At 62.3% G+C, this 18830-nt stretch carries 19 protein-coding genes; 13 read left to right on the plus strand and 6 right to left on the minus strand.

The features are described 5' to 3' along the window. Positions 1–5: 5 nt before the first annotated feature. The 3 genes from rutC to rutA are packed head-to-tail and all read right to left on the minus strand — an operon-like array spanning position 6 to position 2226. On the minus strand, positions 6–389 hold the full coding sequence (rutC, locus tag ASB58_RS14405) for a pyrimidine utilization protein C (RefSeq protein ID WP_104738080.1): 384 nt from the start codon (positions 387–389) through the stop codon (positions 6–8). Continuing rightward, complete coding sequence (gene rutB, locus ASB58_RS14410) at positions 386–1138, minus strand: pyrimidine utilization protein B (RefSeq protein WP_104738081.1); 753 nt, start codon at positions 1136–1138, stop codon at positions 386–388. Before rutB ends, rutC begins: the two co-directional genes overlap by 4 nt. After that, the gene (gene rutA, locus ASB58_RS14415) at positions 1138–2226 is read right to left on the minus strand and encodes a pyrimidine utilization protein A (RefSeq protein ID WP_118131354.1); all 1089 of its coding nucleotides are present in this window, start codon (positions 2224–2226) and stop codon (positions 1138–1140) included. Before rutA ends, rutB begins: the two co-directional genes overlap by 1 nt. A gap of 235 nt (positions 2227–2461) precedes the next feature. Between rutA and rutR the strand changes: the two genes are divergently transcribed. From rutR to ASB58_RS14455, 8 genes are all read left to right on the plus strand, one after another. Further along, positions 2462–3190, plus strand: coding sequence for an HTH-type transcriptional regulator RutR (rutR, locus tag ASB58_RS14420; protein WP_118131355.1), 729 nt, complete (start codon positions 2462–2464; stop codon positions 3188–3190). Positions 3191–3432: 242 nt separating this feature from the next. Next, the gene (locus ASB58_RS14425) at positions 3433–4440 is read left to right on the plus strand and encodes an isopenicillin N synthase family dioxygenase (protein WP_104738084.1); all 1008 of its coding nucleotides are present in this window, start codon (positions 3433–3435) and stop codon (positions 4438–4440) included. Between the two features lies 1 nt (position 4441). Next, positions 4442–4828, plus strand: a complete 387-nt coding sequence (locus ASB58_RS14430) for a VOC family protein (RefSeq protein ID WP_088277161.1) — start codon at positions 4442–4444, stop codon at positions 4826–4828. A 33-nt stretch (positions 4829–4861) separates the two neighbouring features. Continuing rightward, on the plus strand, positions 4862–5953 hold the full coding sequence (locus ASB58_RS14435) for a BMP family ABC transporter substrate-binding protein (protein ID WP_104738085.1): 1092 nt from the start codon (positions 4862–4864) through the stop codon (positions 5951–5953). After that, entirely contained in the window at positions 5950–7467 is a 1518-nt protein-coding gene (locus ASB58_RS14440) for an ABC transporter ATP-binding protein (RefSeq protein ID WP_104738086.1), read from the plus strand. Before ASB58_RS14435 ends, ASB58_RS14440 begins: the two co-directional genes overlap by 4 nt. Then, on the plus strand, positions 7460–8554 hold the full coding sequence (locus ASB58_RS14445; RefSeq protein WP_118131356.1) for an ABC transporter permease: 1095 nt from the start codon (positions 7460–7462) through the stop codon (positions 8552–8554). The genes ASB58_RS14440 and ASB58_RS14445 overlap by 8 nt, the downstream gene beginning before the upstream one ends. After that, entirely contained in the window at positions 8554–9483 is a 930-nt protein-coding gene (locus tag ASB58_RS14450; RefSeq protein WP_118131357.1) for an ABC transporter permease, read from the plus strand. The genes ASB58_RS14445 and ASB58_RS14450 overlap by 1 nt, the downstream gene beginning before the upstream one ends. 164 nt (positions 9484–9647) lie before the next feature. After that, positions 9648–10424, plus strand: coding sequence for an SDR family NAD(P)-dependent oxidoreductase (locus tag ASB58_RS14455; protein WP_118131358.1), 777 nt, complete (start codon positions 9648–9650; stop codon positions 10422–10424). Here the strand turns inward: ASB58_RS14455 and ASB58_RS14460 are convergent. Both ASB58_RS14460 and ASB58_RS14465 read right to left on the minus strand, forming a co-directional pair. Beyond that, positions 10403–11347: an alpha/beta hydrolase gene (locus tag ASB58_RS14460; protein ID WP_118131359.1), complete on the minus strand. Its 945-nt coding sequence runs from the start codon at positions 11345–11347 to the stop codon at positions 10403–10405. The two genes, ASB58_RS14455 and ASB58_RS14460, sit on opposite strands and share 22 nt — an antisense overlap. After that, positions 11331–12806, minus strand: a complete 1476-nt coding sequence (locus ASB58_RS14465; RefSeq protein WP_118131360.1) for a flavin-containing monooxygenase — start codon at positions 12804–12806, stop codon at positions 11331–11333. The genes ASB58_RS14460 and ASB58_RS14465 overlap by 17 nt, the downstream gene beginning before the upstream one ends. A gap of 93 nt (positions 12807–12899) precedes the next feature. Between ASB58_RS14465 and ASB58_RS14470 the strand changes: the two genes are divergently transcribed. The 3 genes from ASB58_RS14470 (at position 12900) to ASB58_RS14480 (ending at position 16400) form a co-directional block, all read left to right on the plus strand. Then, positions 12900–13934 (plus strand): AraC family transcriptional regulator, encoded by a 1035-nt coding sequence (locus tag ASB58_RS14470; RefSeq protein WP_118131361.1) that lies wholly within the window; start codon positions 12900–12902, stop codon positions 13932–13934. Positions 13935–14066: 132 nt separating this feature from the next. Then, positions 14067–15245 (plus strand): acyl-CoA dehydrogenase family protein, encoded by a 1179-nt coding sequence (locus ASB58_RS14475; RefSeq protein WP_118131362.1) that lies wholly within the window; start codon positions 14067–14069, stop codon positions 15243–15245. 12 nt (positions 15246–15257) lie between these two features. Continuing rightward, positions 15258–16400 (plus strand): acyl-CoA dehydrogenase family protein, encoded by a 1143-nt coding sequence (locus ASB58_RS14480; RefSeq protein WP_118131363.1) that lies wholly within the window; start codon positions 15258–15260, stop codon positions 16398–16400. A gap of 236 nt (positions 16401–16636) precedes the next feature. Here ASB58_RS14480 and ASB58_RS14485 read toward each other — a convergent pair whose 3' ends face one another. Continuing rightward, positions 16637–17413, minus strand: a complete 777-nt coding sequence (locus tag ASB58_RS14485) for an outer membrane protein OmpK (RefSeq protein ID WP_096004432.1) — start codon at positions 17411–17413, stop codon at positions 16637–16639. A 209-nt stretch (positions 17414–17622) separates the two neighbouring features. Here ASB58_RS14485 and ASB58_RS14490 point away from each other — a divergent pair, with 209 nt between their 5' ends. Further along, positions 17623–17982, plus strand: coding sequence for a CidA/LrgA family protein (locus tag ASB58_RS14490; RefSeq protein ID WP_096004431.1), 360 nt, complete (start codon positions 17623–17625; stop codon positions 17980–17982). Beyond that, positions 17979–18707 (plus strand): LrgB family protein, encoded by a 729-nt coding sequence (locus ASB58_RS14495; protein WP_096004430.1) that lies wholly within the window; start codon positions 17979–17981, stop codon positions 18705–18707. The genes ASB58_RS14490 and ASB58_RS14495 overlap by 4 nt, the downstream gene beginning before the upstream one ends. Positions 18708–18830 lie beyond the last annotated feature (123 nt).

The following is an 18830-nucleotide window of genomic DNA, read 5'->3' on the forward strand; positions in this document are numbered from 1 at the left end:
CGGCCTCAGCCGACGTGGGCAATGCTGGCGATTTCGATCAGCGCGTCCGGTTTTACCAGACCGCACTGGATGCAGTAACGCGCCGGCTTTTCGCCCGGGAAGTACTCGGCGTAGACGGTGTTGATGGCGGCGTAATCGCTCCAGTCGCGCAGCATGATCATGTTGAAGGTGACGTCATCCATGGTGCCGCCGGCTTCCTCGACCACACCCTTGATGGTTTCCAGCACGTGACGGGTTTGCGCTGCCGCATCGCCAACGTGCACCACGTTGTTGTCCTTGTCGAAGGGCAGGGTGCCGGAAACATACACAATGCCATCGGCCATCGAGCCCGGAACATAGGGGGCCAGCGGTTTGCCGGTGCCGGCAGGGAGTACGGTTTGCTTGCTCATGCAGTTGCTCCTTGAGTAACGGGCTTGGTCAGGGCATTACAGAAGTCGTCGACGGTGCTGACCCAGCCAAAGAAGGTTTCGATGTTGTACAGCGAGGCCTGCTGGACGAATTCCGGGCCGGCCTGATGGGTGGCGTCGGCCAGTACCACGCCGAAGTATTCGAGGAAGAAGCCGTCGCGCAGGGTGGATTCCACGCAGACGTTGGTGGCGATGCCGGTAAACACCAGATTGCGGATGCCACGGGCGCGCAGCAGGCTGTCGAAGGCGGTGTTGAAGAAGCCGCTGTAGCGCGGTTTCGGCACCACAAGGTCGCCCGGTTGCGGTTGCAGGGCGTCGACCAGATCGTAGTCCCAGGTGCCCTTGGCCAGCAGCTTGCCCTGCAGCTCCGGGTTCTTGCGCATGGTCTTCAGCGCGTTGGACTTGTGCCAGTTCGGCGAGCCGGGGCCGCCGGCTTCGGCGTACTCGCTGTCCCAGCCGTTCTGGAAGAAGATGACCTGCACGCCGGCGGCGCGGGCCGCTTCGATGGCGCGGGCGATCTGTTCGATCACCGGCCCGGTGCTTGAGACATCAAAGCCCGCCAGATCCAGATAGCCGCCCTTGGTCGAGTAGGCGTTCTGCATGTCGACCACGATCAGTGCGGTCTCGCCGCTGTTGATCGCCAGTGACTCGGGGCGCGCGGGCAGAATCACATCGGTCGGGTTGTTGCGTACCGGTGCATGACCGACAACAGGTTTGGTCAGGCTGTTCATCACGCAGTCTCCAGCATCTCGTTAACGTGTTGGCGGCTCTTCATCAGCGGCTGGATCTTGCTGCCGAAGTCTTCGATGCCCTTGATGAAGTCGTCGAAGGTCAGCATCACGCCGCTGTTGCCGGGCACGGTGGCGACTTCGTCGAGCATGCGCGCAACGTTTTCATAGGAGCCCACCAGGGTGCCCATGTTGATGTTCACCGCAGAGGTCGGATCGGCCATCTGGCGGATGTTGGTGTCACCCTTGGACTTGGTGTCGGCGGCGCCCTGTTCGCCCAGCCAGGCGATGGCTTCGTGGTCGGCGCCGTCCTTGTAGTGCTCCCAGCGGGCGCGGGCGGCTTCGTCGGTTTCATCGGCGATGATCATGAACAGCGCACAGGAGGTGACGTCGCGGCCGCTTTCTGCGGTGGCCTTGACCAGTCGTTCGACGGTCGGCGCGAAGGCAGTTGGCGTGTTGACGCCCTTGCCGAAGCAGAAGTTGTAGTCGGCGTACTTGGCGGTGAAGGCCATGCCGGCCTCGCTCTGCCCGGCGCAGATGACCTTCATGTCGGCCTGGGGTTTCGGGCTGACGCGGCAGTCGTCCATCTGGAAGTGTTCGCCCTTGAAGTCGCTGCGACCGGTGGTCCACAGGTCGCGCAGCACGGTGGCGTACTCACCGAGATAGTCGTAGCGGTTGGCAAAGAACTCATCACCCGGCCACAGGCCCATCTGGCTGTATTCCGGCTTCTGCCAGCCGGTCACCAGGTTGACGCCGAAGCGGCCGTTGGAGATCGAATCGATGGTAGAGGCCATGCGCGCGACGATCGCTGGCGGCAGGGTCAGGGTGGCGGCGGTGGCGAACAGCTGGATGCGCTCGGTCACGGCGGCCAGGCCGGCCATCAGGGTGAAGGACTCGAGGTTGTGTTCCCAGAACTCGGTCTCGCCGCCGAAGCCGCGCAGCTTGATCATCGACAGTGCGAATTCGAAGCCGTAGTGCTCGGCGCGTTGCACGATGGCTTTGTTCAGATCAAAGGTCGGCATGTACTGCGGCGCGTTCTTGGAGATCAGCCAGCCGTTGTTACCGATCGGGATGAAGATACCTACATTCATTGGATTGCACTCCGTGGTCCATTTGTTCAGAAGGTCGGCGTATACGGCCGGCCGCTGAACTGGAAAAAGCACAATCCAGGCCATGTTTTTTTTGTTGATTTAAATCAATGGTTTGTGTGGTTTGATTGGTTTAAGTTAGACCATTTAGTCCGAATTAGAGCACTTGGTTTGTGCATGCGACTCGGTTTTGGGGTCCATTTTGGGGCTTGAGTTGGACTGTGTTACCAAGGGTAGAATGCGACCACCAAGGATTAAGGCTGCCCCTCCAGTGAGCAAACAAATACAGCGTCCCGCAACACCTGCAAAGAAGCCCAAGGCGCGCAGTCGGGTGCCCAGCGAGGCGACGCTGAACCGCCGCAAGCGGCTGATGGAGACCAAGCGCAGCGCTATCATGGAGGCGGCGCTGGATGTGTTCTCGCGCTATGGGCTGCACGGCACCAGTCTTGATCAGGTTGCCAGTCAGGCCGATGTATCCAAGACCAACCTGCTGTATTACTTTGCTTCCAAAGAAGACCTGTACATCAATGTGCTGCGTCAGTTGATGGATGTCTGGCTGAGCCCGCTCAAGGCGTTCAGCGTCGAGCAGGACCCGGCCGAGGCGATTGGCGATTACCTGCGCGTGAAGCTGGAACTGTCACGTGATCATCCAGCTGAGTCCCGGCTGTTCTGTCTGGAGGTCATTCAGGGTGCGCCGCTGTTGTTGGGCGAGCTGCAGGGCTCGTTGCGTGATATCGTCGAATCCAAGGTCAGCGTCATCAATGCCTGGATCGAGGCCGGTAAGCTGGCACCGGTCGAGCCGCATCATCTGATCTTTTCGCTCTGGGCCATGACCCAGCACTATGCCGACTTTCGTACCCAGGTTGAGGCCGTCTCTGATCGTACCTTGGAAGACCCGGCCTTCTTTGCCGAGACGCTGACCAATCTCAAGGCATTGGTGTTGCAGGGCGTCTGTCCGCGTTCTTGATGTAGATCAATATCTCCGCCCCTTTTTTGGGCTAAACGCACAAACCGAGTGCTCTAGATCAGACCGTTTGTTCCAAAATAAGCGGTCGGTTTTCATTATCTATCTGTTTTTTAAGAAAAAACACTTTTTGGCATAGTTGCTGCAAACGTCTCCGCTGATTGGAAAATGGCGCGTTGAATACTTCTCGCGTCGCTTCTTCTGCTCAGTGCTCTCGCTGAGCTCCATTTGGAGGAAACGGTTGTATGACGCTTCAATACGTTCCCATTATCGACCTTGGCCCCTATTTCGGCGGGACTGCCGAGGGTAAAGCTGAGGTGGCCAAAGCGGTCAACCAGGCCTGTCGCGACATCGGCTTTCTGGTGATTACCGAGCACCAGATTCCCAAGGAATTGATCGAGCGGGTCTATGCCTTGACTTCACAATTCTTTGATCTGCCGATGGCCGAAAAGCGCAAGGCGGACCGTCCGCGTCCGGACATGGTCCGCGGTTACAGCGCGGTTGCCGAAGAAAGCCTGTCCTACTCGATGGAAGAGGCGGCGCCGGGCGATCTCAAGGAATCCTTCTCGATCGGCCCGACCGATGTACCGGCCGAGCCCTACTACTCCGAAGCCATGGCCGGCCCGCACTTCGCGCCGAATGTCTGGCCCGCTGACCTGCCCGGATTTCAGCAGGCCTATGCCGAGTATTTCGAGGCCATGGGCGATCTGGCCCGCACGCTGATGCGCATCTTCGCGCTGGCGCTGGAACTGCCGGAAACCTTCTTCGACGACAAGATCGACAAGCACATCAGCATGTTCCGCAGCCTGCGTTATCCGCACCTGAAAGAGGGTATCGAGGAAGGCCAGCTGCGCGCCGGTGCGCACACCGATTACGGCAGCCTGACCATCGTCAAACCCGACGGCGCGCAGGGTGGCCTGCAGGTCTGCAACCGCGACGGCGAGTGGGTCGATGTGCCTTATGTGGAAGACGGCTTCGTGGTCAACATCGGTGACCTGATGATGCAGTGGACCAACGACCAGTGGATCTCGACCCTGCACCGGGTGATCAATCCGCCGGAAGACGCTGCCGGTGATCAGCAGCGCCAGTCGCTGGTGTTCTTCCATCAGCCCAACTACGACGTGATGGTTGAGTGTCTGCCGAGCTGCCTGGCCGAGGGCGAGACGCCGCGGTATGCACCGGTCAGCTCCGGCGATCACCTTAAGTCCAAGTTCGTCCGTCAGACGACCTTTGGCGGCAGCAAGGTGGCCTGATATGAGCAAACTCTCCTACGTCAACGTATTCGCCCGCGACATCGAAGCGCTCAGCGGGTTCTACCAGCGGGTGTTCGACTTTCCGGAAGTGGAGGCGATTCGCTCGCCGATCTTTGTCGGTCTGGATGCGGGCACCTGCTGCATCGGCTTCAACGCGCCGGATGCCTACGAGCTGCTGCATCTGGCCGAGCACTCCGACACCCGCGGTTGCAAGTTTCTGCTCAACATCGACGTCGACAGCCCCGCCGAGGTCGACCGCATGGTGCCGATCGCCGTCGAGGCGGGCGCCACCCTGATCAAGCCGCCGTATACCACCTATTACAACTGGTATCAGGCGGTGCTGATGGATCCGGAAGGCAACGTGTTCCGTATCAACCACATGATGTAGTCACACCACCTGATCGCAAGAAGGACTTTGGCAATGAAAAAACTGATTGCGGGCGCCGTATGCGCCCTGGCCGCCTGCGGCCTGCCGACCCTGGCTGCTGCCGAGGAAGGCGGATTTACCCTGACCGGCCCGGCGAAGATCGCCATGCTCTACATCAGCCCGCGCAACGACGGTGGCTGGACCCAGGCGTTCGACGAGGCGCGTCAGCGTCTGGAAGGCGAGATCGGCCAGAAGATTCAGTACGTGGAAAGCGTGCCGGAAACCGCCTCGGCGATCAAACCGACCGTTGAACGACTGATTCAGCGTGGCGCCAACATCATCATCGGTACCGCCTTCGGTTACTCCGACACCTTCAAGGAGCTGGCCGACAAGTACCCGGAAGTGGCCTTCCTGAATGGCTCCGGCACCACCAATTCGCACAACCTGGAATCCTTCTACGGTCGCACCTACGAGAGCCAGTACCTGTGCGGCATGGCTGCGGGCGCCGCTTCTGAAACCGGCAAGCTGGGCTTCGTTGCCGCCAACCCCTTCGGTCAGGTGAACTGGACCGTCAACGCCTTCGCCATGGGCGCCCAGCAGATGAATCCGGATGCGACCGTCACCGTGATCTACACCGGCGCCTGGAACGACCCGGTCAAGGAGCGCGCGGCAGCCACCGCACTGATCGACCAGGGCGCTGACGTCATCGGCCAGCACGTGGATAGCCCGACCCCGCAGATCGTTGCCCAGGAGCGCGGCGTCTATGGCACCGGCCACCACCGTGATATGAGCGAGTTCGCCCCCGAAGCCACCGTCTGTTCCTCGGTCTGGGTCTGGGATCGCTTCCTGGCACCGGAGCTGAAGAAAATCATGGCCGGCAACTGGGTACCGGCTGAACACGGTGCGCTGCTGTCGATGGAGCAGGGCGGCACCGACGTCTCCTGCTGCGGCAAGGGTATCGACGAGGAAGAGAAAGCCAAGATCATGGCCGCCCGTGAGGAGCTGCTGAATGGCGAGAAACTGATCTACGCCGGCCCGATCTCTGACCGTGACGGCAACGTCAAAGCGGCGGAAGGTGAAGCGCTGTCCGACGGTGAACTCTGGTCCATGGACTGGTTCGTCAAGGGAGTGATTACCCAGCAATGAGTAACCCGAACGCGATCCGGCTGGACAGCGTAAGCAAGTCGTTTGACGGCTTCAAGGCGCTGTCCGAAGCCTCCTTCACCGCACGCTGGGGCGAAGTGCATGCCCTGCTGGGCGAGAACGGAGCGGGCAAGTCGTCCCTGATGAACATCGCCGCAGGGCTGTATGCGCCGGAAACCGGATCGCTGTTCATCGACGACAACCCGGTTCGTCTGAAGGGGCCGCTCGATGCCGCAGCACAGGGCATCGGCATGGTGCACCAGCATTTCAAGCTGGTGAAACCCTTCACCGTGGCAGAAAACATTCTGCTCGGTCTTCGTCACCTGCAGGCCGGTACCTACCGGCAGCGGCTGGCGCAGACCGCCGAGCAGATCACCGCCATGGCCGCCAGCCTGGGGTTCAGCATCGAACCCCACGCGCGGGTGGATCAACTGTCGGTGGCCGAGCAGCAGCGGGTCGAGATTCTCAAGGTGCTGCTGGCCGGTGCCCGCATTCTGATTCTCGATGAACCCACCGCGGTACTGACCGATGCGGAAGCAGAAAACCTGCTGACCACGGTCCAGAATTTCGCGCATCAGGAAGGTGCTGCCGTCATCCTGGTGACCCACAAAATGAATGATGTCATGCGCTACGCCGATCAGGTGACGGTGATGCGCACAGGCTCAACGGTTGCCAGCCTCAAGCCGCAGACCGTGTCGGTAGGTGAGCTGGTCAAATTGACCGTTGGCGATGCGCCGACTCCACCGCAGATTCCATCCAGCCGAGACGCGGGCGAGGTCAAGCTGGCGGTGCGTGATCTGCGCTCCAGCAGCGACGCGCCGGTGCTGCGCGGCGTCAATCTTGAGCTGCGCGCTGGCGAGATTTACGGCATCGCCGGGGTTGGTGGCAATGGTCAGAGTGAACTGGCCGGCGCGCTGATGGGCCTGCCCGAGCCGGTGTCCGGCGAGATGGAACTGGTCGGTGAAGGTGATCTCAACAGCCTCAGTGCGGCCCGTCGCCGCGAGCTGGGCATCGCCTGCATCCCGGCCGACCGCTACAGCTCGGCGCTCGCCGCACCGCTGTCGATCAGCGACAACTTTGCCATGGGCGATGTGCACAGCGGTCGCTACGGGCCGTTCTGGTTCCTGCGCCGCAAGCGGATCGAAGCCGACACCGCCGCCGCGGTCGCCGAGTTTGATGTGCAGGGTGTGCGCTCGCTGCAACAGAAGGCAGCGCTGCTGTCTGGCGGCAACGCGCAGAAGCTGGTGATTGCCCGCGAATTCGCCCGTGCCCCGCAACTGGTCATCGTCCACAGCCCCAGTCGCGGGCTGGATGTGCGCGCCACCCTGGCGGTGCACGAGCGGCTGCGCAGCGCGCGTGATGCCGGCGCTGCGGTGCTGCTGATCAGCGAAGACCTCGACGAAGTGATGGCGCTGGCAGACCGCATTGGCGTGATGTCGGCAGGACGTATCATCGGCGAGTTTGCCCAACCGGCAGACCGCCAGGCAATCGGGCAGGCCATGGTGAATCATGTTTGATACAACGAATTTTCAACCGCTGCTGGCGCGCCGTTACACCCTGGAAGTACGCCAGCAGATGGCCTGGTACTGGCAGGCGCTGGTCATCGCGCTGGCGCTGCTGGTCGGGATGCTGATTTCGGCAGCCATTCTGGTCGCCGCCGGGGTGCCGGCGGGTGAGCTGCTCAACGAGTTTGTGATCCTCACGCTGTTCGACAGCCAGAGCCTGCGTGCGGTGCTGTTTCAGGCCGCACCGCTGATCATGGTCGGTCTGGCCGGTTGTCTGGCCTTCCGCGCGCGCTTCTGGAACCTCGGCCTTGAGGGGCAGATGATCTGGGGCGCGATTGGAGCCACCGCAATCTCGCTGTTCGAGATCGGACCGCCGTCGCTGCGCCTGCCGCTGATGATGGCCTGTGCCATGGCCTGCGGCCTGCTCTGGGCGCTGGCGCCGGTGCTGCTCAAGCTGCACCTGAAGGTCAACGAGATCATCTCCACGCTGATGCTCAACTACATCGCGCTCAACTTCCTGCTGCATCTGGTCTACGGCAGCTGGAAGGACCCGCGTGATTCCTTCCCCTATTCGCCGCAGTACAAGGTGTTCGAGCGTCTGCCCGAGCTGTTCGATGGCGTCAGTCTGGCGGTCGTGCTGGCGCTGGTGGTCGCACTGTTCGTGCTCTGGTTCACCGGCATTTCACGCGCTGGCCTGTACCTGCGCTTTGTCGACAGTAGCCCGGGTGTGGCGCGGGCGGTCGGTGTGCCGGTCAAGCGGGTGATCCTCGGCACTGTGCTGCTATCCGGTGCGCTGGCAGGTCTGGCCGGGCTGATGATTACCGCTGGACAGGAAGGGCGGCTGACCCACTCGTTCTATGCCGGGTACGGTTTCTCCGGGATTTTGATCGCCTTCCTGGCGCGCAATCAACCGATTGCCGCGACCGTGGTGGCGGTGCTGGTAGCGACCCTGTTTGTCGCCGGGCGCAGCCTGCAGGTGTTCTATCAGATCCCGTTCTCGATGGTGCAGTTGATCCAGGCGATTCTGGTGATCTGCGTGGCGTCGTCCGAGTTCTTTATCCGTCACCGTATTCGCCGCATTCAGGGAGGGCAGGTCTGATGGACATGATTGCAAGCTGGATCGGCAACATTCCCGACTTTGCCGTGCCCTTTGCGCTGGCGGCGCTCGGGTTGATCGTCATAGAGCGCTCCGGGGTGCTGGCACTGGGCGCCGAAGGCTTGATGCTGGTCGGTGCGCTGGCGGGTATCGGCGCGTCACTGATGACCGGTGGCGCGACTGTCTGGGCGCTGATTCTGGCCATGTGCGCGGCCGGGGTTGTCTCGCTGCTGTTTGCCCTGATGGTGCTGGTGATGCGCATCAATCAGGTGATCGCCGGTCTTGCGCTGGTGTTCTTCTGTCAGGGCCTGACCGGGTTGCTTGGCACCCTGCTGGACTGGACCAACAAGCCGGTCGCCGGGCTGCACGCGGTATCGCTCTGGCCGTTCTCGGAGCTGCCGGTAGTGGGCAAGCTGTTTGTGCAGAACCCGCTGGTATTCATCACGCCGCTGATTTTCGTCGTGGTGGTTCTGGTGCTCAATCGCAGTGTGCTCGGCCTGCGCCTGCGCGCGGTCGGTGAGAACCCGCAGGCCGCCGATGCCGCCGGTATTCCGGTACTGGGTTATCGCTGCGCGGCCATCGTCGCCGGCTCCATGCTGATCGGTCTGGCCGGTGCCTATATCTCGGTACTGAGCACCAAGATGTGGATCGCCGACATGGTCGGCGGGCGCGGCTGGATTGCCGTGGCGCTGGTGATTTTCGCCCGCTGGTCGCCGTGGAAGGCGCTGGCCGGTGCCGTGCTGTTTGGCTGTATCGAGGCGCTGATTCCGCAGATGGCCGCCTCCGGTATTCGTCTGCCGCAGTACTTCGTATTTATGACCCCCTACGCCGTCACCCTCGGGGTGATGATCTGGGTAGCCCTGGCCAGCCGCGATAGCAGCAGCCAGCCCGGGGCGTTGGGAGAACCCTTTATTCGAGAAGAACGCCGCTAGCCGCGTTGAAAGCTGGCTACGTGGCCATCGCAGCGCTAAGAGTCGGCTCAACATGCTCATTTACTGTTCGTAAACTGCGCTGTTTCGCCAATTTTTGCCTTGCGCTGACTGCCTCGCCGACGCTTTCAGCACCGCTAGCCCGGAACTGAAAACAGGACATATTCATGCAAGGTGCAGTATTGATTACCGGCGCGACCTCCGGGTTTGGCGCCGCCAGCGCGCGCTGTCTGGCGCGGCAGGGCTGGCCGCTGATTCTCTGTGGTCGCCGTCTGGAGCGCCTGCAGGCGCTGGCCGATGAATTGAGTGAGCTGACGGCGGTGTTGCCGCTGCAGCTGGATGTGCGCGATGCCATCGCCGTGCAGCGCGCCATTGATGAGCTGCCGGAGCCGTTCTCCGGGATTCAGGTGCTGGTCAACAACGCCGGGCTGGCGCTGGCGCCGGGGCCGGCGCAGGCGGTCGAGCTGAGCGACCTGCACACCATGATCGACACCAACATCACCGGGCTGGTCAACATGACACACGCGGTGTTGCCCAGGCTGATTGCCTGGGGCAGCGGCGCGACCGTTATCAACATTGGCTCCACCGCCGCCGGCAACCCCTATCCGGGCAGTCATGTCTACGGCGCCAGCAAGGCGTTCGTGCAGCAGTTTTCCTATAACTTGCGCTGTGACCTGCAGGGCACCGGCGTGCGGGTGACTGATCTGGCTCCGGGTATTGCCGAGACCGAGTTCAGTCTGGTGCGCAATGCCGGGGACTCGGGTGCCGCGGACAAGGTCTATCGGGGCACAGTACCGCTCACCGCCGACGATGTAGCCGCACAGGTGGGCTACATCGCCGCGCTGCCTGCGCACATGAACATCAATCGACTGGAAGTGGTGCCGGTGCGTCAGGCCTGGGGGCCTTACGCGATTCACCGGGATCAGCTCACCGAGTCGGCCTGAGCGCTGTTCACAAAGTCCACCACCCGCTGCAGTGCCGCATCAGCGCTGTGCAGCAGCCCGGCGTGGGCCTGAAATACATGCCACAGGTCCTCGTAGCGCTCCAGCCGTACGGCGACGTCGGCTGCGCGCGCGGCTTCGGCCAGCCGCAGGCTGTCGTTCAGCAGCACCTCATCTTCACCGACCTGCAGCAGCAATGGCGGCAAGCCCTTGAGCTGGCCGAACAGCGGCGACACCATCGGATCGGCGCGGTCCAGCCCGGCCGGGCAGTAGGCGTCGCGGGCGCTGTCGAGCCAGGACGGATGCAGCAGTGGGTCGCCGGCCGCAGGCGCGTGCAGCTGCTCGGCAGTCATATCGGTGACCGGTGAAAAGCAGACCAGCGAGGCGGGCAGCGGCAGCTTGAGCGCGGCCAGCTTTTGCGCCGTCACCAGTACCAGGTTGCCGCCTGCCGAATCGCCGATCAGGGTGATCTGCGCGGGCGTATAGCCTCGCTGCAGCAGCGCCTGATAGGCGGCGACCGCATCGTCACAGGCCGCTGGTGCCGGATACGCCGGGGCCAGTCGGTAATCGAGTGCGCAGACATCAAACTGACCACGGCTGGCGAGCGCCGAGCAGATGCCCCGATGGGTCTGCGGGGAGCCGATGACGAAGGCGCCGCCATGCAGGTACAGCAGCACGCGACCGTTGCCCCCAGCGGCCGGGCGGTGCCACATACAGGGCCGTCCGGCGATCTGCTCTGCGCTGCGGCTGACGCCTTTGGCCAGCGGCATGCCGAGGGTCAGCAGGCGCAGGATTATCGCCTGCAGGGAAAACGGAATGGGTGGCCGCACTAGACCGCGAAACAGCAGTTTCAGCATGCCGCGCAGAAAGGCGCGCAACCCGGGCTGCCCTGGATTGCGATACAGCTCATCAACGTACCTGGACATAATCGCTCCATGTCGGTTTGCGGGTCATGTATCGATAGGTGAAGGTAAAACCGGGCCAGTTGACGGTCTGTTTGCCGTCGGCGGTCAGATACCAGCTCTGGCAACCCTGAGCCCAGATTGTGCCGCGGGCGTCATCCTGCAGCTGCCGGTTGTAGCGCGCCTGCACTTCGGGCTGCAGATCAAGGTAGCGCAGGCCACGGTCGCGCACGGCCTTCACGCAGGCGATGACGTAGCGGAACTGGCTTTCCAGCATATAGATGATCGAGTTGTGGCCGAGGTTGGTATTGGGCCCGTAGAGCACGTACAGGTTGGGGAAGCCGGCGACCGAGATGCCTTTGTAAGCGTCGGCACCGTCGCGCCAGGCTTCATTCAGCTCGCTGCCGTTGAGCCCGGTGATGCGTATCGGCGCGAGGAATTCGGTGGCGGCAAAGCCGGTGCCATAGATCAGCACGTCGGCCGGGTGCAGGGTGCCGTCCTGGGTGATTACACCCTCTGGCACGACCTTCTCGATACCGTCGGTGACGACATTGACGTGAGGCTGATTCAGCGCCGGATAGTAGTTGTTGCTGATCAGGATACGCTTGCAGCCGAGTGGGTAATCCGGGGTCAGGGCCGCGCGCTTGGCTGGGTCGCTGATGTTGCGCTGCAGGTGGCGCAGCGCGGCCTTTTCGCTGCTTTTGACCAGCGCCGGGAAATGCACGAAAGCCAGCGCGCGCACTTCGTGGGTCAGGTACTGCCAGAGCCGGTCCAGCTGGTGCAGCAGCGGCAGGCGGCTTAGCCAGCGGCGGCGTGAATCGCTGTATTCGCAATCATCCTTGGGCAGCACCCAGGCGGCGTTGCGCTGGTACAGGTCAAGCTGAGCCACCTCGGGCACGATCTGCGGTACGAACTGGATCGCCGAGGCGCCCGTACCGATGACCGCGACCCGCTTGCCCTTGAGGTCAACGTCGTGCTGCCACTCGGCCGAGTGGAAGGCCGGGCCGGTAAAGTTGCCGAGGCCTTCGATGTTCGGCATCAGCGGGCGGTTGAGCTGGCCGGTGGCGGCGATTAAATTGCGCGCGACTAGGGTTTCTCCGCTGCTGGTAGTGACCTGCCAACAGCCGCTGTCGGCGTCAAAGCGGGCTTCGCTGACTTCGCAATTGAGGCGAATGCGCTGGCGCAGGTGGTATTTGTCGGCGCAGTGGCGGATGTAGGCGTGAATTTCGTCCTGGCGGGCGTACTTGTGCGGCCAGGTGGTGCGCGGCTCAAACGAGTAGGAGTACAGGTGCGAGGGCACGTCGCAACCTGAGCCGGGATAATGGTTGTCGCGCCAGGTGCCGCCGATGTCGGCGGCCTTTTCCAGTAGCAGAAAATGGCTGATGCCGGCGCGGTCGAGCTGGATGGCCATGCCAAGGCCGCCAAACCCGCTGCCGATGATGATGGCGTCGAGTGGTGCGGCAGGTGAGCTTTTTTTAGTCATTGTGTGCTTCCTCCTGTGCGACTGATATTAGGCCTTGTCTATCACTGGGGGTATGGCATAGTCGGTCAAAAAATTGTGAGTTTCGGACACGTCATGACTGCTACTGCTCCTCCCTGGCCGCGCCTGCGCAATATCGGCAGCGTTCAGTTGCTGACCCAGCTGGGCACCGAGCTGGGCCTCACCGTTCCGCAGTGCCTGCAGGGCACCGGACTGGATGTCATGGCGCTGGCCGATGGTCAAGCCAAGGTCGAGGCGGCGCAGGAGCTGCAGGTGGTCAGCAACCTGCTCGCTGGCCTGCCTGGTCAGCCGCTGCTCGGCCTGTTGGCCGGGCGTCGTTACCAGCTCAGCCGGTACGGCATCTGGGGTTATGCGCTGCTTAGCAGTGCTTCGCTGGGCGAGGCGCTGGAGATGGGGCTGCGCTATCTCGACCTGACCTTCGCCTTTTGCCGTATCCATGCCCGTGAGGACGCCAGCGGTCGTTGGCTGGTCATCGATGACCGCTGGATTGAGCCGTCTCTGCGGCGCTTTCTGTTGCTGCGTGACAGCGCCGCAACCGCGCGAATTCAGCGTGAACTGACCGGGCTGAGGCAGCCCTTCAAATCAGTTCGGCTGACCCTGCCTGCGCCGCCGGATGCTCAGTTGAATGCCTACACTGAAGCCTATGGTTGCACCCCGCAGTTCGATGCTGCCGAAACCATGCTTGAACTCGACCCGGCGCTGCTGGCCCGTGGTTTGCCTGGCGACAATCCGGCGATTCGGCAGGCCTGCGAGCAGCAGTGCCATCAACTATTGCAGCGCTACCGGGCGCGCGATGGCCTGGCCGGGCGGGTGCGGGAATTGTTGCTGGACGGTGGTGCAACCCTGCCGGACATGCCCACGGTCGCTGCCCGGCTGCATCTGACTGAGCGCACCTTGCGTCGCCGTCTTGATGGCGAGCGGACCAGCTTTCGGCAGCTACAGGAGGAAACCCGTGAGGCGTTGGCAGAAGAGCTGCTGCGGGTGCCGGGGTTGTCGCTCGAGGAGGTGGCGCAGCGACTGGGTTACGGCGAGGTCTCTAACTTTGTCCATGCGTTTCGGCGCTGGAAGGGAATGACTCCACGGCAGTTTTGCCGTAGCGCCCGGGCCTGACGCATCAGCCTGAATGATGGGTGACTATTCGGTCAGTCAAGAGCCGCTTCCGTGCGGCGCCGGCCGGAGTATCTTTGTGGGCTGACCGATTCAGCGTTTCCTGCAGATAAATCACAACAAAGGAGAATGCCCGTGGCCGATCTGGACGTATTTCGCCAGCAAACCCGCGCCTGGCTGGAAGAGAACTGCCCGCAGAGCATGCGCACACCGCAACGCTCGGACAACGACGCCTGCTGGGGTGGGCGTAAGTTCACGTTCGCCAGTGAAGATCAGAAACTCTGGCTCGAGCGCATGGCGGCGCGCGGCTGGACCGCGCCCGAGTGGCCGACCGAGTATGGTGGCGGTGGCCTCAGCCAGCAGGAGCATAAGGTGCTGCGCGAAGAAATGGCGCGCATCAACGCCCGTCCGCCGCTGTCCAGTTTCGGGATATGGATGATCGGCCCGGCGATTCTCAAATTCGGCTCCGAAGAGCTCAAGCGTCAACATCTGCCGCCGATTGTCCGCGGTGAAATCCGCTGGTGTCAGGGCTACAGTGAGCCCGGCGCCGGTTCTGACCTGGCCGGCCTGCAGACCCGTGCCGAAGACCACGGCGACCACTTTATCGTCAATGGCCAGAAGATCTGGACCTCCTACGCCGACAAGGCTGACTGGATGTTCTGTCTGGTGCGTACCAACCCCGATGCCAAGAAGCAGCTGGGCATCAGTCTGGTGCTATTCGACATGACCACCCCCGGCGTAAGCACCCGCCCGATCAAGCTGATTTCCGGCAGCTCGCCGTTCTGCGAAACCTTCCTGGACAACGTCCGGGTAGAGAAAAATCAGGTGGTCGGCGAGATCAACGCCGGCTGGACCATCGCCAAGTACCTGCTGACCCACGAGCGGGAAATGATCGGTGGCATGGGCCGCACCGCGGCTGGCCAGAAGACCCTGCCGCAGATTGCGGTGGATGCCGTTGGGCTGGAAGACGGCAAGCTGGCCGATGGCATGCTGCGCGGTGAGCTGGCGACATGGGATCTGGACGCGGCAGCCTTTGCACTGACCGCCGAGCGGGTGCTGGATGAAGCCAAGGCTGGGCAGGGCGTCGGCGCGGCTTCGGCCATGCTCAAGTATTACGGTACCGAGCTGAACAAGCGGCGGCAGGAACTGATGGTCGCCCTGCATGGCAGCGATGCCATGGTCTGGGAAGGAGAGGCGTCACGCGAAGGTGTCATTCCTCGCACCTGGCTGCGCTCCAAGGGCAACTCGATCGAGGGCGGTACCACCGAGGTGCAGCTCAACGTCATCGCCCGCAACATTCTCGGCCTTCAGTAAGGGGACACTGTCATGTCAGCTTTGGTACTTAACGAAGAACAACAGATGCTCAAGGACGCGGCCAAGCGTTTCATGAGTGAAAGTGCACCGGTCAGTCAGCTGCGTGCGCTGCGCGACAACCGCGACGAAATCGGCTTTTCCCGCGAGCTGTGGCAGAGCATGGTCGAGATGGGCTTTGTCGGCACCCTGATCCCGGAAGCGCTGGGCGGTGCCCAGTTCGGCTACGTCGGTATGGGCCAGGTCAGCGAACAGGCCGGCCGCAACCTCAGCGCCTCACCCTTGATCTCGACTGCCATTGGCGGTGTGGCTGCGCTGCTGCTGGCAGGCTCCAGCGAACAGCAGAAGGCGCTGCTGCCGCAGGTTGCCGAGGGCGGCCTGTTGCTGGCGCTGGCCGTTGATGAAGCGCCGCGTCACGCGCCGAATCGGGTGGCAACCCGGCTGCAGGTGGCCGATGGCGGGTATCTGCTCAATGGCCGTAAGACCTTTGTGGTCGACGGCCATGTTGCCGACAAGCTGATCGTGTCAGCGCGCAGCGAGGGTGCCGAGGGCGACCACGCCGGTATCAGCCTGCTGCTGGTGGACCGCAACGCCCCTGGCGTGAGTGTCGAGCGCACCATCATGGCTGACAGCCGCAATGCGGCGATTGTCAGCCTTGAGGACGTCAAGGTCGCAGCCGGTGATCTGCTGGGTGAGGCGGGCAACGCCTGGGCTGCGCTGGAATTGACGCTGGATGTGGTTAATGCGCAGCTGGCTGGCGAGCTGCTGGGCATTTCGCTGGAGGTGTTCGAGCGCACCGTTGCCTACCTGCAGGAGCGTAAGCAGTTTGGGGTTGCGCTGAGCACCTTCCAGGCCCTGCAGCACCGCTGCGCGCATCTGTTCAGTGAGCTGGAACTGGTCAAGTCGGCGGTGTTGAAGGCGCAGATGGCGCTGGATGCGGGTGATGCCGAGGCGGCGCAGTGGGTCAGTCTGGCCAAGGCCAAGGCCTGCGAAGTAGCCGAGCTGGCGACCAACGAAGCGGTGCAGATGCACGGCGGCATGGGCATGACCGACGAGTTTGATATCGGCCTGTTTATGAAGCGTGCGCGCAGTGTGCAGGCGTTGTTTGGCGATTACCGCTATCACGCCAACCGCTTTGCGGCGTTGCGGGGGTACTGAGTACTTGGTGGAGAAAGCCGTAGGCTTTTCCACCGGATGGCGCGGCGAATGCTGGAGAGCGCTCGCGCTTCAGGTATGCGGCTGCACCGATGGCACGGTCGGACGCGACATGTCGCGTCCCTACGGCAAAAGCGCAACTTCACTGTCCTAGGGCCACGGCATGCCGTGGCCGTTGGTATTACGGGCGCCGCACATAAAAAAACCGCAGCCTTGGCTGCGGTTTTTTTATGCCCTGATCAGAAGTGGTACTTGGCGATCAGGTTGGTTGCGCTCTGGTGGGTATCCAGCCCGAAGGTGCCGTTCGGGATGCCGTACTTGTGCTTCCAGTAGTCGTACTCGATACCGGTGTACAGCTGCTTCTCGGACCAGCCCAGGGCCTTGCCCAGGTCGTATTTGATCTGCGGGTTGATGTGCAGGTTGGCGTGGTAGTTGTCGTCGTCGTTATCGACTACCCAGTCGATAAAGCCGTCGATCAGCACGTCGGAGTTGCCGACCGGGACGGTGTAGGCCCACACCGGGGTGATCTGCCATACGCCGCGGCCGCCAGATGCCTCGTCGGCGTGGCGATAGTAGGTGTTCAGCTGGAAGTAGTCGAAGCCGGGGATATTCAGGTCAACGGCCGGGCCGAGCAGGTAATTTTTGACGTCGTTACGGCCGAACTCGTAGGTGCCGGCCAACAGCACGTCGGTGATCGGGCCGAAGGCAAAGCTCTGGCCGGTGATCTTGCCCAGTGACAGGCGCGGGGAGATTTCACCGTAGTAGCTGCTGTTCTGATCTTCGCTGTTGGTACCACCGTTGTAGTGGATGCTGTCGAAGAAGATGAACAGGTCACCCTTGGTCCAGCCGCTGGCGTGCTCGAAGGTCACGGTTTGCTGGGTGTCAGGGTCAACCTGGAAATCGGTGCCGTACAGATAGGTAATGCTGTTGTTCTGCCACAGCAGGGGATAGGCGTGTGCAAGGCTGCTGGCCAGCATCAGGGTGCTACCCAGTGCAGCGCGGGTCAGGCGGTTCATGGATGTTTCTCCATTTATAGGGGGGGTGTAGAGGGGTGTAACGCCGGCGCGAATGGTATAGCAAAACCTTGGCTGGCGCAGCTGACGCCCGTCGGAGAACGGCGGTGTTTCCAGATGGGAAACGCTATTTCACCATAGTAGGGCTAGGCACCCTCGGAGCGAGTGTTTACCCTTGCCGGTTTGCTGTCGTGGCGAGAGGCCCTAGATCAATGTTGCTACGTGGACTGACCTGGCTGGTGTTCTTCCAGTTGCTGGGTACCGGTTTGAATGTGCTGGTGCTGCCGTTCCTGCCGGGGCCGATCATCGGCATGCTGCTGATGGTCGTGTATCTGTGCCTGCGCGGTGGCGTCAGTGAGTCGATCAGTCTGGCCTCCAGTGGTTTGCTGACCTACCTGCCGCTGATTCTGGTGCCGCCAGCGGTTGGCATCATGGTGTACGGCAGCGAGATTCTTGCTGATGCCACGGCCATCCTGGTCACCCTGGCCTTGTCGCTGGCGCTGAGCATGCCGTTCTGTGGCTGGCTGATGCAGAAGCTGATCGAGCGCCAGGAACGGAGGAAGGCACCATGAGCGGGACGCTGTTGCAAGCCTGGCAGGCTGTCGTCGATCACCCGCTGTTCTGGGTCGGCATGACTCTGGCCGCCTATCAGTTGGGCGTGGCGCTCTACCAGCGTACCAAGCTGGCGGTATTTCACCCGGTGCTGGTATCCACCGCCGTGCTGGTGCTGGTCATTCTCGCCGTCGGACAGGACTACGCGCATTATCGCGAAGCCGTGCAGCCGCTGCAGGTGCTGTTGGGACCGGCCACGGTGGCACTGGCGGTGCCGCTGTACATGAACTTCCGGCGCATTCGCAGCTATTTCTGGCCGGTGCTGGTCTGCCTGCTGGTCGGCGGCACGCTGGCGACCGTGCTGGCGGTGCTGCTGGCTTGGCTGCTGGGCGCCGAGCCGATGATCATGATGACCTTGGCACCTAAATCGGTGACCTCGCCGATTGCCATGCTGGTGGCCGAGCAAATCGGCGGCGTTGCGGCGCTGGCGGCGGTATTTGTGATGTTCACCGGCGTGCTGGGAGCCATCTTCGGTCCGATGCTGCTGCGCCTGTGCGGCGTGGACCATCCGGCCGCCTGGGGTATGGCCATGGGCCTGACCGCGCATGCGGTGGGTACCTCGCGGGCGCTGGAAGAGGGGGAGGAGGCGGGTGCTTTTTCTGCCCTGGCCATGAGTCTGATGGGCACCGCTACGGCGTTGTTGCTGCCGCTCGCGGTATCGCTCTGGATGGTATTTCAGGGCTGAATTTTCTTCGCTCGGGAGTATTTTCCACATCTGTGCGTCATATTTGACGTGCGTCAATTCGCCCAGTCCCCGCTTGCCGGGGGCTGAGCCATACTAATTCGGCAAACATTGTTCCGTAGTGTT

It is taken from the genome of Pseudomonas abyssi (assembly GCF_003444685.1).
In the GTDB taxonomy this organism is placed as follows: Bacteria; Pseudomonadota; Gammaproteobacteria; order Pseudomonadales; family Pseudomonadaceae; genus Halopseudomonas; species Halopseudomonas abyssi.